Origin of the sequence: Ferrimonas balearica (genome assembly GCF_019802085.1) — a bacterium.
Lineage (GTDB): Bacteria > Pseudomonadota > Gammaproteobacteria > Enterobacterales > Shewanellaceae > Ferrimonas > Ferrimonas balearica_B.
The window spans coordinates 1,242,645-1,257,891 of the sequence record NZ_JAHVHV010000001.1; the positions used below are offsets into that span (position 1 = coordinate 1,242,645).

The window sequence follows — 15,247 nt, forward strand, 5'->3', positions numbered from 1 at the left end:
GGACTGACTTCATCTGGAGGATAGGCAGGGTCAAGCTGCCGTTATACCATGGCGTCCAGTCGCTGTCAGTGACCTTGGCTGCCTCGGGCCGTCATCTCGACAAATCCGCGTCCGCTGACGCTGCCACTGACCTCCACCGGTCCCTCCCAGTACTGCACACCCAGGCGGTTGAGCTGATCACGAGAACGTGTCGCCACCTGCAGCGAAATGTCATGACTCGGTAGGGTTATTTGCCATTTCACCGGGTAGCGAGCTCCTTCGAGATCAACGTGAGCTAAGGCGTCCCACTGGATCCGCTCATTGACCAGGGTGATGACTTCGCCGGTTTCGGCTATGAGACTGCCGTCACAATGGCGCTCGCCGCTGCTGCGCGGAAGCAGGCAGAACAGCATCAGGTTGCGCCCGTCGTCCAGTTGCAGCCCCATCCAGTCCCAGCCGCCAAAACGATCGTCCAACAGGGCAGAAGACCACTCCCGGTCCAGCCAGGCCTCCCCCTCCACCGCACGCCACTGGCCCTGGGTTTTGAGGTGGCCCTGAACCTGCAGCCTAGGCAGGCTGTAGTAGTAGGAGGCCAGTTTCCCGTCCCCGCTCTTGTCGCTGAAGCCGGCTTGCCCGTGGCGCACCAGGGGGCTGCCCGCCATCTCCAGAGCCAGGGCGAAATCCTCTTCGCTGGCCACCAGGTGCAGCGGTTGGTAGTCCGACGTGACGCTGCGCATCCACCAGTGATCCAGCCCGGCGATAAAGGGCTGGGCCTGGATCTTCGCCTGAGTCCCGCGACCGCTGCGCTCCCAGGCGCGGTGCTGGTTACCCTGCTCGTGCATCAGGTGAGCCAAGTACCCCTGCCCCTGCCACCAGGCGTTTTCAGACCCCTCAGGGCCACGAAAGCGAAACAGCGTCCACTGCACCCCGTGCCATTGGCCCTGGTCATCTTTGAGATTGGCGGTGACGTACCACCACTCCAAGCCAAATTCGGGGTGAGGGCCGTGATCCTCGGGAAAGCGCATGGCCACACCCGGGACCACCGCCTGGCCGGTTTCAGCCTGGACAAAGCCGTCGCTGATGGGTTCCGGTGCACATCCAATCAGGCCCAAGCCGAACAACAACGCACAAAGTTGACGCTCTGCTCTCATACCGCCTCCTGGGCAAGGAGGCCTGCCGGTTGTTTTCTAAGCTCCACCAGCGCCGGCACCAGGGCCAAAGCCATCCCCACCAGGAGTACCACCAGCAGGTAGGGCCACCACTGCCCGCTTAAGGGCGCCACCGCCATGGTCCAGCCAAAGCTTAAGGGGTTGACCAGGGTCAGTAGCTGGTACCCCAGTACCTGGCCTCCCAGAATCCCCACCAACAGGATCGCCAGCAGAAGCGTCGCCATCTGCCACAGCCGGGCCATCAGCAGTTGCCTGGGTGTCGCGCCCAGGGCCAGCAGCACCCCGTGATCATGGCGCCATAGTCGCGCGGCGGACGCCACGCTGGCCAGCCAACTGACAAAGGCCACTAGCAGGGTCAGACTGGCCAAAGCATCGGTGATCACAAAGGTGCGGGCGAACAGGGTCAGCGCCAGACGACGCAGATCCCCCTGGGGCCGGATCGCGCCGTCGGGCACCCCAAGGTCGGCAAGGAAGGTGCGCACCCAGGGCGGATTCTCCGGCGTGGTCAACGCCAGCCCCTCCAGCGGCAAGTGGCCCAGTTGCCGTTCCAATACCGGGCGCTGAAGCACCAGTTGTCCTGCAGGGTTGCCGTAATCGTATTGGATCGCCTGTACCTGGCAGCTCAGTTGCCCCTGGCCGCTGTTGATGGTCAGAGACTGCCCCAGTCGCAGCCCCTTTTTGAGCGCCAGGGGTTCATTGACGATGCAGCCACCCTCCCCCATGCCGGCCCACCACTCCGGGGCTTTCGATTTGAGGTGCAAAAACACCCAGGGCTCCGGCGTGACCTCATGCACCACCAGGGTGACCGGCGTCTCATCCAACTGGCCCTTGCGCCGGCTCATGGTTTCCACGTACACCTCGGGGGGCAGTTCGGCAAACGCCGCTCGCCAGCGTTTCAGCTCCGGCTCCGAGCCGGCCAGGTAGTAGTCGGCGAACAGGCGCTGGTCGAGGTGATCCACCAGCGCCTGCTCAAAGGAGCCCACCAGCACCCGGGTAGCCACCGCCATGGCCAGGGCCAGAGTGATGGCGGTAGCCGCCAGGGACAGGTGGCGTCGCTGGGCTTCCTGATCCGTCGCCGCCCAGGCCAGCGCTGGATCGAGGCTTAGCCGGCTGATCAGGGCGCCGGCGGCGCGTTGCAACCCTCGGGTCAGCACCGGTGCCAGCCACATCAGAGCCAACACCGTCAGGGCACATACCGCCAGGGCCTGCCAGGCGCTGCTGGCCTGCCACCAGAGCCAGCCCACCAGAACCAGCAGTAACACCCCCCAGGCCCCGCCACGGCCACGCCCCGGTAATCGCAGCAGAAACGCCCCCATGGCGAGCATGGACAACCACAGGAGCAATGCCGCCTCCAGACCCTGACTCCAATGCCAGCGCACCACAAGGCCCTGGCGCACGCCGTAGAGGCTGACCAGGGTTTCCCCCAGATCCGGGGCCAGGCGAGCGGCCAACACCACCCCCAAGGCGCTGCCGGCAAAACCGCACAGCAGCGCCAGCACCGACCATTCGCACAGCAGCACGCCCTGGTAGCGATTGCGGGTGACTCCCAGTTGATGCAGGGTTTGGTGGGCGCGGCGCCGCTTGTGGAGCAGACGCTCGAAGGCGTGGAAAGCCAGAAGCAGCGCCACCAGAAACGCCAGGGCGGAAAGCGCCGTGAGGTTGAGGTTCAGTGCCGCCAGCAGGCTGCCCTGCTCCGGGTCCTGGCTCGGCACCAGGGTGAGGTGACTCGGTAACGCCGCCCGAACCCAGGCAGCGCGTTCCATGCCCAGGGCCGGCAGGCTCAGGTAAGTCAGGTTATCGGCGCTGCCCAGGGCGTCAGACAGGGGCGCCATGTCCATCACCAGCCAGGGGCCGAGGTCCTCAACCAGCCGGAGGGGCGGCAGGGCCTGGCTCTCGGGCAGGGGCAACACCTCGCCACTTTGCCATCCGCGCCGCTGGGCCAACTCCCGGTCCACCAGGGTGACCCAGGCGCCCTCCTCCGCCAGCAGTGTCAGGCCGGCACTGCGCACCCGAACCCACTGGCCATCCCCCAGCATCACCCGTCCCTCCAGCACTGGCTCGACGTCGATGCCGGCACGGCGCATCGATAACCACAGCGATTGCGGGATCTGGTGGCCGGACAGGGTGGATTGGACCCGCCAGGGGCGCGGGTCCTGTTGATCCTGCTCGGCGCCGGCAAAACTGGTCCGGGCCGCCCGGTTGAGCACCTCCACGGCGCTGAGCAGGGCAGCGGCGTTCATCAAACCCAGAATCAGCCACAGCATCAGGGCGCGGTTTTGTCGCCACTGCCCCAGGACCCAGCGCAGCCAGATCCCGGTCATGGCGCCGAAACCTCGTGAAGCTGCCCATCGTGCAAGCGCAGTTGACGGTCAAACTGGCGGGCCAGGGCCTGGCTGTGGGTGACCATCAACAGCGTGGTGTCCTGCTCCCGGGCCAGGGTCTGCAGGGCGCTCACCACCCGCTGGCTGTTGCCCTCATCCAGGTTACCGGTGGGCTCGTCCGCCAGGATCACCCTGGGCCGGTGAACCAGGGCGCGGCAGACCGCCACCCGCTGCTGTTCCCCGCCGCTGAGCTGCATTGGGTACCGGTCCAGCAGAGGCGTCAGGCCCAGGGCGTCACACAAGGAGGCGAGCCGGTCCGGCTGGCCCCGCCCTCCGTTCAGGCGAAACGGCAAAAGGATGTTGTCCCGGATGGAGAGGCTCTCAAGCAGTTGAAAGCTTTGAAAGACGATGCCGATCTGGCGCCGAAAGTGCGCCAGGGCGGTGGCGTTTTGACCGGACAGACTCTGACCGCCCACGGTCACCTCACCGCTTTGCAGAGGCTCAAGGCCCGCCAGTAGATTGAGCAGCGTGGTCTTACCGGTGCCGCTGTCCCCCACCAGGCTGCACTGCTCGCCGGGGGCCAGGGTCAGTTGAAGATCAGACAAAATCGGACGGGGCTTGGCCCCGTCCAGTCGGCTGAAATGTAACGCGTTGACCTGAATCATAAACTAACCATACGTCAGGAACGCCGTTCAGGCTCAGTGCCCGGGTCAATTCTTCTTCAGCGTGCGTCACCGGCCCGTTGGGCCAGGGTCAGGGCCAGATCCTCGATGCGATCCTCCTGCCCCCCCACCGTGCCTCGTCGACCCAGTTCCACCAGGATCTCCCGGGCCGAGATGCCGTACTTGGCTTCGGCGCGCTTGGCGAACAGCAAGAAGGAGGAGTAGACCCCGGCGTACCCCAGCGTCAGCGCATCCCGGTCCACCCGGATGGGCTGGTCCATGATGGGTATGACCCTGTCCTCCGCCACGTCCATGATGCTGAACAGATCGACACCGGAGGCGATCCCCCGCCGGTTCAGCACCGCCACCAGCACCTCGAGGGGTGTATTGCCCGCCCCGGCGCCCAGGCCCGCGGCCGACGCGTCGATGCGCCCGGCCCCGGCCTCGATGGCGGCCATGGAGTTGGCCACCCCCATGCCCAGGTTGTGATGGCCGTGAAAGCCCAGCTCGGTGTGTGCGTCGAGTTCCGAGCGCAGCAGCCCGATCCGCTCGGTCACGTCCTCCGGCAGCATGTAGCCGGCGGAATCGGTCACGTAGATGCAGTTGGCCCCGTAACTCTCCATCAGCCGCGCCTGTTCGAGCAGCGTCTCGGGACTGGCCATGTGAGCCATCATCAAAAAGCCAACGGTATCCAGCCCCATCTTGCTGGCCAGTCCGATGTGCTGGGCCGAGACGTCGGCTTCGGTGCAGTGGGTGGCCACCCGCAAGGTGGAGACGCCCAGATCGGCGGCCATGCGCAGATGATCCACGGTGCCGATCCCCGGCAGCAACAGGGCCGAGACTCGTGCCTGGGTCATCTGCGGCACCACCGCCTTGAGGTAGGCCTCGTCGGAGTGGGCGGCGAAGCCGTAATTGACGGAGTTACCCCCCAGACCGTCGCCGTGGGTCACCTCAATCAGGGGAACCCCAGCGGCATCAAGTCCGGTGGCGATGTTCACCATCTCCTCAAGGCTGATCTGATGGGCTTTGGCGTGCATGCCATCGCGCAGGCACATGTCGTGCAGAACAACTTGGCGCTCAGTCATCTTGGCCTCCATGGAAGTTTGGCCAGGTGATCCGGCCGGCAGCGACACCCCGGGCGAGGCTTTCGGCGGTTTCCAGGGCGGCGGCGGTCATGATGTCCAGGTTGCCCGCGTACTTGGGCAGGTGGTCCCCAAGGCCTTCCACTTCGAGGTAGAGGGACACCCTCTGGCCATCGAACACCGGGCCATTCACCAGTCGGTAACCGGGCACATAGCGCTGCACCGCCGCCAGCATCTGCTGGACCGACTCGGTGATGGCGGTGCGATCTGGCGTCCCTTCGGTCAGGCAGTGGACGGTATCGCGCATGATCAGCGGCGGTTCGGCGGGATTGATGATGATGATCGCTTTGCCCTGGGCAGCGCCACCGATCCGCTCGACCCCCAACGCCGTGGTGCGGGTAAACTCATCGATGTTTTGACGCGTGCCCGGCCCCACGGAACGGGACGCCACCGTGGCGATGATCTCGCCGTAGCGCACCGGTTGCACCCGGGAGACCGCCTTGACCATGGGGATGGTGGCCTGGCCACCGCAGGTCACCATATTAAGATTCATGGGCACCGCGCCCTGGTAATCATCCAGATTGACCGGGGGCACACAGAAGGGCCCCAGGGCAGCGGGGGTCAGATCCACCATCACCACCCCAAGGGCATTGAGCTGCTGCGCATGATGGGCGTGGGCCGCGGCCGAGGTGGCGTCGAACGCCAGCTGAATGCCGCTCTCCCGGACCCTGGGCAGCAAACCCTCCAGCCCCTCGGCGGTGGTGTTGATGCCCAGCTGCCGTGCCCGTTCCAGTCCCGGCGAGTCGGGGTCCACCCCCACCATCCACACCGGCTCGATCCACTCACTGCGCTTCATCTTAAGCAGGAGATCGGTGCCAATGTTGCCCGGCCCCAGGATGGCGGCCTTGAGTTTGTTGCTCATCGGGCCCCCTTACACGTCAAACTGCACGGCGCAGGTACCCAGGCCGTCGATGGTCAACTCGAATCGGTCACCGGCCACCACAGGCTCCAGCGGCACCCAGGAACCGGAGAGGATCACCTCCCCGGCCAGCAGCGGGATCCCAAGCTCTCCCAGGGTGTTGGCCAACCAGGCCACCGCCGTCAAGGGGTTGCCCTGCACAGCTCGGCCGAACCCTTCGCTCAAGGGCGCACCGTTCTTGAGTACCCGCATCTGCAGATTGGGCAGGTCCAGGGCACGAGGGTCTCCCGCTTGGTCGCCCAATACGTAGACGCCGCAGGAGGCGTTGTCTGCAACGGTATCTTCAATCCGGATCTGCCAGTTGTGAATGCGCGAGTCCACCACTTCGAAACAGGGGTACACCGCTTCGGTGGCGGCCAGGACCTGCTGCTCGCTCACCCCGGGGCCCTTAAGACTGTCCTTCAGCAAAAAGGCGATCTCCCCCTCCGCCCGGGGCTGGATGAGTCCTGCCCGGCTCAGGCTGACGGTGGCGTCGTTGTCGTACGCCATCGCGTCGGTCAGAAAGCCAAAATCCGGTTGGTGCACGCCCAGCATCTGCTGAACCGCTTCGGAGGTGACGCCGATCTTCTTACCCACCACCTTCTCACCGCTTTCCAAGCGACGGGCCAGCATCTGGCGAGAGATCCGGTAGGCGTCGTTAAGGCTGAGCGTTGTTTCGCTGGTCAGCGGGGGCAAGGTGCGGCCTTCGCGCAGGGCCGCATAGAGGGCATCGCCGTAGCGCTGCCGGGTGTCCTGATCCATGGGGTGTCCTTGTACTCGTTCCGGATTGAGTGAACCAAAGGTCTACCCTAGCACGGCTTTCGTCGCCGGATCTGCCCAAGCGGCCCGAGCCAACCGCCGCTCTCCTGTTGCGCCAGGCTGCCGTTACGCTTGAACGCCCCTTGCCGGTTTCACCCCGCCCTTTGGGCGCTCAAGGGCCAACGCCAAGGCGGCGTCAAGGTGGGGTAACAGGGTGTAAATCATCGAGGCCGCTCAGCGACGCTCGAGCAGCTGAGCCACCAGGGATTTGTTGTAGTCATTGATTTTCCAATGATCCGGCGCCCAACCGTCCAAAAAGCGGGCAAAATCCGCCACCGCCACCGGGTACAGCGCGCGCCAGCAAGATTCAAGATCCGCGCCGTCCACGGGATGCGCCCGAAGGGCCAATAACAACAAATCGAAGTAACGGTCCAGCCAGTAGGGAGTCATCTTGGCCAGGTCGGGGCCCTCATACGCGCACCCGAGCAGATAGGCCAGATCCACCACGCCGACTCCGCCGCCGACGTACTGAAAGTCCACGGCGGCCACCGCCGAATCGGCAAAACAGAAGTTCGCCAGTTTGGCATCGCCGTGTATCAGGGTCTGGTAGGGACAGGTTTTGAGCTGGTCGTCCAACCAATGGGCGGCCCCTTGCAGTCGGGCGTCGGTCATCCGGGCCCACTCCTCGGGCCGGGTATCCAGGTGCCAGTAGCTGCCCTGAGGCCATAGCCCTTCGCTGCTCTGACCCAAATGGGCGGCATGAAACTGCGCCAACCACTGGATGCACAGCTCAATCTGGGTCTCATCGGGTTGGCTCACCCGCAGGGCAAAGCCGCTGGCATCCAGATCTTCAAGCAGCAGCAGGGTCTCCGACTCCAGGCTGGCCACCGCCACGCAGTTTGGCTGGCGCGGCGTCCCCGGCAAGGGCGTACGGCGATACCACTTGGCCTCCACCCGATAGCTGTTGAGCTTGCGCCGATGCGCCAGGTCACTGTTCCAACCACGGGGATGGCTCGCCTGTGCTGGAGGTGCGATCCGTTTGAGGATGATCGTTTGCCCCGGGGAGAGGCGCCACCGCTCCAGGCTGCCGTAGCCGCTCCATAAGCTCTGGATGGTGTCAATGCAGTGCGGATCGGGCGCACCGGTCAGCTTGGACAGTAGTGCCCGGCGGCGGCCCGCCAGTGCGGCGCTCACAGGCGGGCCAACTGGCGATCGTGCCAGCGCCCCAACAGAGTCAGCGCCAGTATGGCCCCCAGCAGGGCAAAGCCCATGTCGCTTTGGGTGTCCCACACGTAGCCCTGGGTGCCCAGGAACGCGTCGGCCCCTTCACCGCTGAGCAGCGCCACCCACCACTCGATGAGCTCATAGAAGGCACTGATGGCCAGACAGACACAGAGGATAAGAAAGTTACGCCAGGCCGCACCGTTCACCACCTTCAGGCGGATCATCAGCTCACGGGCGATGATCGCCGGCACAAACCCCTGCATCAGGTGCCCCACCTTGTCGTAGTTATTGCGCTCAAAACCGAACCAGGGCTTGATGGTGTCGAACAGGGGCACTTCCGCGTAGGTGTAGTGGCCCCCCACCATCAGCACAATGCAGTGCAGCAGGATAAGGCCATAGAGTAAGGGGGTCAGGGGGAATCGCTGGCGGGTGCCCCAAAGAATGGCGGCGCCCAGCAGGGCTGGCAGCACTTCGAGAAACCAGGTGAAGGTGTCCTTCGGTTGATAGCCCGACCAAAGCAGCACCACAACAAAGACCAAGGCCCAAAGTGCGGTTTTCATCATATTGATCCCAATAGCGATTAACTGGCAAGCAGTCTACGCCATGGGGCCGTTCAAGGCTATTTGAGCACCCCTTTGGCGGCCAGGGATTTGGCGTAGAGGTAGAGCAGTAGCGCCACAATGAAGATCACCGCGGTGAACCCCAGGCTGAAGCTGTCACCGATCACCGCCAGACCGTCCACCATCACGTAGTTGTGGATGGTGGTCAGCACCATGCACAACAACGACAACAGAAATACCGGCACCGCCAGGGCCCGGCGCATCAGAAGCAGCACGGAACCCAGAACGCCCCCCCAGACTGCCAGCGCCCAGGCCGCCACCACCCAGGCGGGGAAGCCATAGAAGAACGCCAGCTGGTCCTGACTGAACTGCGCCATGTACTCGGGATTTCGGGTTTGGGTCATCACGTAGTCCAACGCCCCCATGGCGTTCCACAGCAAGGACACCACGGCAATGAGCCACAGGTGCCAGGGGGTTTTGGCGCGTTCGGACTGGAACAGGGGGCGGGCCATGGCAACTCCTTGTTTTCATAGGGAACACCGCTATTAGCTAAGCTAGTCGCGCCCTGCCCGGCCCGCAAGGGAAATGGTTAAATTCTTTCCGCCTGAATCAATAGGTTACGTGGTGTTACCCCCCGTTCCGTAAAACGACTGAGGCGCACCCGGTATCCCTGCTCCTCTAAAAAGCGAACACGGTCAAGCACCAGGTAGAGCTCAACCGGGCGGGCGAACAGCCCCCGAAGCAGGCTGAATCGGCGCAATTGATGCCACTGCTGCCAACCGCTGGCCTCCAGCGCCGCCCAGTCCGGTACGACCTCCAGCACAAAGCCTTTTCGCGCCATGGCCCAACGGCAGAAGGTTTCAAACCCATCACTGAGCTGGGCCTTGGGACAGGAGGGGATCCCTTCGTTGACCCGGGTGGGCCAACGCTCGCGGATCAATGTCCTCAGGCCCAGCCGGTAGGCCATCTCCAGACCCCGCAGTCGACGGACCCGTTGCGGCGCGGTCGCGGTCTCCTGTACCGCGATACGAAGCTCGTCCCGGCTGAGCGCCAGGGCCTGGCGCTGGCCCTGCTGCGACAAGGCTTGGTAGTGCTTGGCTTCGGTCAGGTGGTAACAGCAGGGGCTCAGGGTCAGCCCCTGGCTTTGCGACAAAACAGCGTGTTCCAGCAAGCGACGGTGCAGATCGCCACAGGCGTGCAGCGCAATGGCGTGCAGCTTCGGGGTCAATAACCCAGTGGCCTCGGGCCCCAACGCATCGGCGCAGACAAAACGCTGTTTGGCGTGGGCGCGCTGTGCAAGGCGCTCCCCCTCCTGGCACAGCGTGGGATCCCACTCCAGACTGGTGACCCGAGCCTGACCGGTCAAGGCCACCAGACGGCCCAGGTGCCCTTTACCGGCACACCACTCCAAGACCGGCCCATTCAGGGGCCCCAGAGCGGCGCTGAAGGCTTGGATCTGTTGCCATTTACGTCCCGGGATGTGGCTAAACGCTCTGCCCGGGGCGGCGAGCGAGGCGGGTTCGTCGCTTTGCGGCACAGCAAGCTCTAACTCCTCAAGCCCCTCGACAAAAGGCGAGCAAAGGGCGTGCAACCGCGTCGGTTCCGCTTCCAGTTGGGCAACGTCGTCATCGCTTAGGGCGAGCAGAGCCTGAGCCAGTTCGGGGAACGCTTGGGTCCAGGGAGGCGTGGGAGTACGAAAGGGGTTGGCGCGCCACAGAGGCTCAAGCGCCACAAGGCGGCGATGGAGCTGGGTAAATGGGTTGGCGTAGGTCATGGCGGCCGGTGGCAAGTTCAGGGGCGGGCATTGTACCCGCCCTGGGGGCTAACCCCAAACCGCGCGGTTGCGCCCCTCCTCTTTGGCCCGGTAGAGGGCCCGATCCGCCCGTTTGATCACTGAAGCGACCAGTTCATGGGGCCCGTGACGCTGGGCCACTCCGATGCTGACGGTGAACTGGGCCCGCACGGCGACGCTGCCCTGCTCGTCGGCTTCGTTCTTGGGCTGGGGGATGATCATGGTCTGAGCGTTCAGTGCCCCTTGCAGCTTTTGCAGGGCCGCTTCCACTTCAGCCCGGCTGGCCCGCTTGAACACCAGGGTGAACTCCTCCCCGCCGTAACGGTAGGCTCGGGCACCCCGTACCTTGCGCAGCTGGGAAGCCAGCAGCCTCAGGGCGTTGTCGCCCCAGTTGTGGCCATGGTTGTCATTGAACTCCTTGAAATGGTCCACGTCGATCATGGCGATGTGGGTGCGCTGAGCGGCGTGCTCCAGATCGCCATCCAGGGTCCGCCGAGCCGGAAGCCCGGTCAAGCCATCGCGAAACGCCAGTCGATAGGCCCCGTCAAACACCGAGAGCATCAACAGGGCACTGATCCCGGCATAGAGCAGCACCGCCCCGGGCCAGGGCATCGGCCAGCCACTGACCAGCCAGGCCATGGCCCCCAGCAACAGGGGCGTCAGCATCTCGCTGCGGCCCTGCATCAAACCGAGAAAGTAGCGGGTGGCCGGCAGAAGAAACAGATAGTGCATCGGGGTTTGCACCAGCGCAGGCGGCAGATGGGGCTCCAGCCAATGCCAGGAGAGGCTTTGCAGCAACAGGCACTGCCCCACCAACCAGCCTCCCCACCCCAGCAGGTACCAGGCGTTGGGCGGCGTGCTGGGCAGCCACAACAGGTTCAGGGCCAACAACAGGTAGATGTCGTTATTGCTCAGGACAAAGTACTGCTCCAGGCCGCTGAAAGGCGCCTGGAAGGGATACGCCACCCACAGCAGCAGCCCAAGGTAGCTGTGGTACGCCAAGCGAAACCGCCAGGCCAGGATCACGGTGATCAGCAGCACCACAAAGGGCATCAACTCCACCGACAGGGCGTGGGGATCCAGTTGGGCTTGCCACCAGGGCAATCCCAGGGTCACGGCGGTGACCACCAGGGCACACCAGAGTATTGGGCTCAGTTCCCGAGTCATTGTCACAGTACTTTCAGGGTTCGTCAGTCATGGGCAGCACCGCGGCTTTGAACCGAAATAGCGACCACAGACCGACAGAGGTTAAACGGGGAAGCAAAAGGGCGACCCGGTTGGGTCGCCCTCCTTGGCCTCAGAGCAAGCGTTTGAGCAGCAGGTCCGCCTTGACCCGGCTCAGGCGTCTGAGCAGCTTGGACACCGGCTCCGGGTAGTCCGACAGCCCCTCCAACTCGGCGTGGTTTGATACCCGGCGGGTGTGGGAGAGGATGCACTCCCGCTCCTCGTCAAACTGGCTTTTGATCTCGGCATTGGGGTCCAGCAAAAGCAGTCCGTTCTCCAGGTCCAGCGCCCAGGCTCGGGGGTTTAGGTTGTTGCCGGTCAGCAGGTAGGCGTCGTTGTCCACCTGAATGCCCTTGAGGTGGTAGCTGTTGTCGCCGTGCCACCACAGCTGCAGGTTCAACAGACCGCTGTCGATGTGGCGCTGATGACGCTTGGCGAAGCGCTTGAGGTTGCGCTCGTACAGGTAGGGCAAGGCCCCCACCGGCGAGAACTCGTCGTCCGGTTTGATGTAGAAATCGTTGGCGGTCTTGTCTCCCACCACGATGGTCACCTTCACCCCGCGCTTCATCAACCGGCCGATGGTTTGGGTCAACTGGCTGGGCAGGTTGAAATAGGGGGTGCAGATGAACACCGACGACTCGGCACTGGCCAGCAGTCGGACGATGGTCCGGTTGAGCAGGTTGCCTTGGCGCCCCAGCCCCAACAGCGGGTACACCCGCAATTGATGAGCGCCGGCGCTGCCGGGCAGGCGATACCGGGCTCGGCTCAGCCGCTGCTTCAGCTGCTTGATGCTGCGTCGCAGGGCTTTGGGGCCGGGCACCGGTGCCTCCAGCAGGGAGACCACCGCCTGGCTGTCCAGCAGATCCTCACGCATAAAGGCGTAGAGGCTGTCGGCCAGGGCGCGATTGTGGATCAGGTGGTAACGGTCGTAGCGATAGCGCTCCCCAACCCCCAGGTAGACGTCGTTCAAACTGGCGCCGCTGTAGATCACCCGGTCGTCGATGACAAAGCCCTTGAGGTGCAGCACCCCCGCCCACTCGCGGTTTTTCACCGGAACGCCGTGGATGCCGATCTCGACGCCCGGGTACTGGGCCGCGGTGTCCCGGTAGAACTGGTCGTTACCCACCTGGGGTCCCTTGCCGATCAGGCCTCGCTGAGCGCGGTGATAATCCACCAGCACCTGAACGTCCAGTTCGGGCCGGCGCTGCTTGGCCTGGTAGAGGGCGTGCAGCACCTGGCGTCCCGCGGTGTCGTCCTGTAGGTAGAGCGCTGCCAGGTAGATGCGCTCCTCGGCCGTCTCGATAAGGCGCAGCAGGGTTTCACGGTAGCTGGCGGTATCGAGCAGCACCGTAACCTGGTCCGGGTCAATGGCTTGGCTGGCAAACCCGGTCAGCCACTGGTACTTAGAAATGTTCGCCATTTTCGTAATAATGACGCGGGTCAAGGGCAGTGACGATGACCGCCACGTCGGTCTCCTTCGCACCACTTTGGGCTTGCACGGCCTCGGTGATCAACCGAGCCACCTGGTCCTGAACCGCCAGTCCCCGATCAAACCACAGCAGTTCCACCATGGGGTAACCGCCCCCTTCCTGACCTTGGTAGAAAAAGGTGCTGGGGATGGCTTCGATGGTAATGTGATCGGCGGGGCAGTCGAACAGTTGGCACAGGGGCGCGCTCAGCGTCTTGCTCAACGCCTGAACGTGCTCAACGGCCAGTCCGCGGACTCGCAGGTGGGGCATGCAGAGCTCCAGTAGAATCAAAAATCTAGCGCGCTAGTTAACCAGACCCTCTGGCTTTGGGCAAGGGGCCGCACTTTGATTACTGAGGAATTGAACAACGAATGAGGTTGTCCAACCGATAAGCCGTGAACTGGGTCACGGCTTATTGATTGTATCTGAGCCTGGACAAACCGGTGCCGTCAGGCGTATTGAATAGCTATGACCGCCAGGACGACAATGACCGTCAGGCTTCCCGCCGCGGCCCAGAGGGCGTATCGAAGTTCGGTGCTCATCCTTTTCTCCCTTTGTCAGATCACCTAATCTCATTATGGTCAACACAGAACCCAAATGGCAACAACGGCTTAACACCAAGATATGCGTTACTTTTTTCTCCTGGCCCTGCTGATTGGCCAACCCGCCTGGGGCTCCCCCACGGACTTTCAGGCACTGCTTCCCAAAGGGGCCCAGATGGGCCTGCTGGTTTTGGATGACCAGGGCAGTGTGCTGAGCGCCCACCAGGCGGACACCCTGATGTTGCCCGCCTCAACCATCAAGCTGTTCACCGCCACCGCGGCGTGGCTGGAGTTGGGCGCCGATTTTCGCTACCACACGGAGCTTTCCGGGCCTAAGGTGACCGGCGGCCTGTTGCGGGGTGATCTCACCTTAACCATGCGCGGTGACCCCACCCTCACCCGCGCCGATCTCTTCCACCTGTTCAGCCAACTTCGCCGCCAGGGCGTAGAGCGCATCGACGGGGACCTCATCATCGACGGATTGAGCTTTGAGGGGTACGACCGTGCCCGGGGGTGGCCCTGGGATGATCTTGGGATCTGTTTCGCTGCCCCGGCGTCGGCTTACATCCTGGACCATGGCTGCGCTCACGTTCGCCTCGTGGGCAACGCCCAGCGCTCCAGCGTGCAAAAACCCGCCCATCTGCCCATTACCGTGGACAGCCAGGTCCGCCTCACCGGATTTGAAAAAGCCTGTCCACTGGAGATGGACCGCCTGGGGGACAACCGCTACCGCCTGCGCGGCTGTGCCAACCGCAACACGCCGCTGGCGCTGGCGATCCAGGACCCCGCCCCCTACCTGACCGAGGTGGTCAAACAGCAACTGGCGGAGCTGGGATTGTCCCTGAAGGGCCAGATCCGCTTCGGAGCTGGTGGCGGAGCCGTACTGGTACGCCACCAGTCGGAGCCGCTGGAGTCGCTGCTGCGCACCCTGCTGCACGACTCGGACAACCAGCTGTCGGACAGCTTGCTGCGCACCCTGGCTCAGGCACGCCTCGGTCGGGGCAGCTTTCAGATGGGGGCCGAGGTGATGAATCAGTCCCTCAAACGGCACCTTGGTCTGGACCTGAGCCAGGCTGAGCTGGTGGACGGCTCCGGCCTCTCCCGCTACAACCTGGTGACGCCGAACCAGCTGGGCCAGCTGCTGCACCATTGGCAACACTCCCCCAAACTCCATGGGTTGTCCGAGTTGTTGCCCGTTGCCGGCGTCAGTGGCACCTTGAAACATCGGGCCGGCACCCAACCGGTCAAGGGGCTGTTGCGGGCCAAAAGCGGCAGCTTTGGCCAGGTCGCCAACCTGGCGGGCTTTTTGGATACCCAGGCTGGCGACACCCTTGTGGTGGTGCAGATGGTCAGTGGTTTGGTGGGTGACGAAGCGGCGCGACGCGCTCAGCTCACCGAATTTGAGCAGCTCTGGTACGGCTGCCTGGTCAATCGCTGCCTACCCGAGCTTCAGCGTCAGGCGCAACTGGCCGATACACAGGACAAGGGATAGACAGAACAGGACAA

General features: G+C 63.9%; 15 protein-coding genes. 1 reads left to right on the forward strand and 14 read right to left on the reverse strand.

The window, feature by feature from the left end; all coding sequences use genetic code 11:
- Positions 1-65 precede the first annotated feature (65 nt).
- From KUV81_RS05750 to KUV81_RS05815, 14 genes are all read right to left on the reverse strand, one after another.
- Positions 66-1,130 carry a lipocalin-like domain-containing protein gene (locus tag KUV81_RS05750; protein WP_222542878.1) on the reverse strand — a complete coding sequence of 355 codons (1,065 nt, stop codon included), beginning with the start codon at positions 1,128-1,130 and terminating at the stop codon, positions 66-68.
- The gene (locus KUV81_RS05755) at positions 1,127-3,469 is read right to left on the reverse strand and encodes an FtsX-like permease family protein (RefSeq protein WP_222542879.1); all 2,343 of its coding nucleotides are present in this window, start codon (positions 3,467-3,469) and stop codon (positions 1,127-1,129) included. The genes KUV81_RS05750 and KUV81_RS05755 overlap by 4 nt, the downstream gene beginning before the upstream one ends.
- Positions 3,466-4,134 (reverse strand): ABC transporter ATP-binding protein, encoded by a 669-nt coding sequence (locus KUV81_RS05760; protein WP_222542880.1) that lies wholly within the window; start codon positions 4,132-4,134, stop codon positions 3,466-3,468. Before KUV81_RS05760 ends, KUV81_RS05755 begins: the two co-directional genes overlap by 4 nt.
- A 56-nt stretch (positions 4,135-4,190) precedes the next feature.
- Positions 4,191-5,216, reverse strand: coding sequence for a 4-hydroxy-2-oxovalerate aldolase (gene dmpG, locus KUV81_RS05765; protein WP_261389201.1), 1,026 nt, complete (start codon positions 5,214-5,216; stop codon positions 4,191-4,193).
- Positions 5,209-6,135: an acetaldehyde dehydrogenase (acetylating) gene (locus tag KUV81_RS05770; protein WP_222542882.1), complete on the reverse strand. Its 927-nt coding sequence runs from the start codon at positions 6,133-6,135 to the stop codon at positions 5,209-5,211. Before KUV81_RS05770 ends, dmpG begins: the two co-directional genes overlap by 8 nt.
- 9 nt (positions 6,136-6,144) lie before the next feature.
- Entirely contained in the window at positions 6,145-6,933 is a 789-nt protein-coding gene (locus KUV81_RS05775; RefSeq protein WP_222542883.1) for a fumarylacetoacetate hydrolase family protein, read from the reverse strand.
- A gap of 231 nt (positions 6,934-7,164) precedes the next feature.
- A complete protein-coding gene (locus KUV81_RS05780; RefSeq protein WP_222542884.1) occupies positions 7,165-8,124 on the reverse strand; it encodes a phosphotransferase in 960 nt (319 codons plus the stop codon).
- Positions 8,121-8,717 (reverse strand): DUF2238 domain-containing protein, encoded by a 597-nt coding sequence (locus KUV81_RS05785; protein ID WP_222542885.1) that lies wholly within the window; start codon positions 8,715-8,717, stop codon positions 8,121-8,123. The genes KUV81_RS05780 and KUV81_RS05785 overlap by 4 nt, the downstream gene beginning before the upstream one ends.
- Before the next feature lie 56 nt (positions 8,718-8,773).
- Positions 8,774-9,226: a hypothetical protein gene (locus KUV81_RS05790; RefSeq protein WP_222542886.1), complete on the reverse strand. Its 453-nt coding sequence runs from the start codon at positions 9,224-9,226 to the stop codon at positions 8,774-8,776.
- 77 nt (positions 9,227-9,303) lie between these two features.
- On the reverse strand, positions 9,304-10,125 hold the full coding sequence (locus KUV81_RS05795; RefSeq protein ID WP_222542887.1) for a methyltransferase: 822 nt from the start codon (positions 10,123-10,125) through the stop codon (positions 9,304-9,306).
- Positions 10,126-10,536: 411 nt separating this feature from the next.
- Positions 10,537-11,673 carry a GGDEF domain-containing protein gene (locus KUV81_RS05800; RefSeq protein ID WP_222542888.1) on the reverse strand — a complete coding sequence of 379 codons (1,137 nt, stop codon included), beginning with the start codon at positions 11,671-11,673 and terminating at the stop codon, positions 10,537-10,539.
- A 130-nt stretch (positions 11,674-11,803) separates the two neighbouring features.
- The gene (gene pssA / locus KUV81_RS05805) at positions 11,804-13,150 is read right to left on the reverse strand and encodes a CDP-diacylglycerol--serine O-phosphatidyltransferase (RefSeq protein WP_222542889.1); all 1,347 of its coding nucleotides are present in this window, start codon (positions 13,148-13,150) and stop codon (positions 11,804-11,806) included.
- Positions 13,134-13,469 carry a DUF1904 family protein gene (locus KUV81_RS05810; protein WP_222542890.1) on the reverse strand — a complete coding sequence of 112 codons (336 nt, stop codon included), beginning with the start codon at positions 13,467-13,469 and terminating at the stop codon, positions 13,134-13,136. Before KUV81_RS05810 ends, pssA begins: the two co-directional genes overlap by 17 nt.
- A gap of 179 nt (positions 13,470-13,648) precedes the next feature.
- The gene (locus KUV81_RS05815) at positions 13,649-13,741 is read right to left on the reverse strand and encodes a YnhF family membrane protein (RefSeq protein WP_222542891.1); all 93 of its coding nucleotides are present in this window, start codon (positions 13,739-13,741) and stop codon (positions 13,649-13,651) included.
- Between the two features lie 82 nt (positions 13,742-13,823).
- Here KUV81_RS05815 and dacB point away from each other — a divergent pair, with 82 nt between their 5' ends.
- The gene (dacB, locus tag KUV81_RS05820; RefSeq protein ID WP_222542892.1) at positions 13,824-15,233 is read left to right on the forward strand and encodes a D-alanyl-D-alanine carboxypeptidase/D-alanyl-D-alanine-endopeptidase; all 1,410 of its coding nucleotides are present in this window, start codon (positions 13,824-13,826) and stop codon (positions 15,231-15,233) included.
- The last annotated feature ends 14 nt before the right edge of the window (positions 15,234-15,247 follow it).

Bases quoted from the DNA above. Each gene is read 5' to 3' on its own strand.
- dmpG (WP_261389201.1), bottom strand. From the start codon at position 5,216: ATGACTGAGCGCCAAGTTGTTCTGCACGACATGTGCCTGCGCGATGGC.
- KUV81_RS05770 (WP_222542882.1), bottom strand. From the start codon at position 6,135: ATGAGCAACAAACTCAAGGCCGCCATCCTGGGGCCGGGCAACATTGGC.
- KUV81_RS05785 (WP_222542885.1), bottom strand. From the start codon at position 8,717: ATGATGAAAACCGCACTTTGGGCCTTGGTCTTTGTTGTGGTGCTGCTT.
- KUV81_RS05750 (WP_222542878.1), bottom strand. From the start codon at position 1,130: ATGAGAGCAGAGCGTCAACTTTGTGCGTTGTTGTTCGGCTTGGGCCTG.
- KUV81_RS05775 (WP_222542883.1), bottom strand. From the start codon at position 6,933: ATGGATCAGGACACCCGGCAGCGCTACGGCGATGCCCTCTATGCGGCC.
- KUV81_RS05755 (WP_222542879.1), bottom strand. From the start codon at position 3,469: ATGACCGGGATCTGGCTGCGCTGGGTCCTGGGGCAGTGGCGACAAAAC.
- KUV81_RS05790 (WP_222542886.1), bottom strand. From the start codon at position 9,226: ATGGCCCGCCCCCTGTTCCAGTCCGAACGCGCCAAAACCCCCTGGCAC.
- KUV81_RS05810 (WP_222542890.1), bottom strand. From the start codon at position 13,469: ATGCCCCACCTGCGAGTCCGCGGACTGGCCGTTGAGCACGTTCAGGCG.
- KUV81_RS05815 (WP_222542891.1), bottom strand. From the start codon at position 13,741: ATGAGCACCGAACTTCGATACGCCCTCTGGGCCGCGGCGGGAAGCCTG.
- pssA (WP_222542889.1), bottom strand. From the start codon at position 13,150: ATGGCGAACATTTCTAAGTACCAGTGGCTGACCGGGTTTGCCAGCCAA.
- dacB (WP_222542892.1), top strand. From the start codon at position 13,824: ATGCGTTACTTTTTTCTCCTGGCCCTGCTGATTGGCCAACCCGCCTGG.
- KUV81_RS05760 (WP_222542880.1), bottom strand. From the start codon at position 4,134: ATGATTCAGGTCAACGCGTTACATTTCAGCCGACTGGACGGGGCCAAG.
- KUV81_RS05800 (WP_222542888.1), bottom strand. From the start codon at position 11,673: ATGACTCGGGAACTGAGCCCAATACTCTGGTGTGCCCTGGTGGTCACC.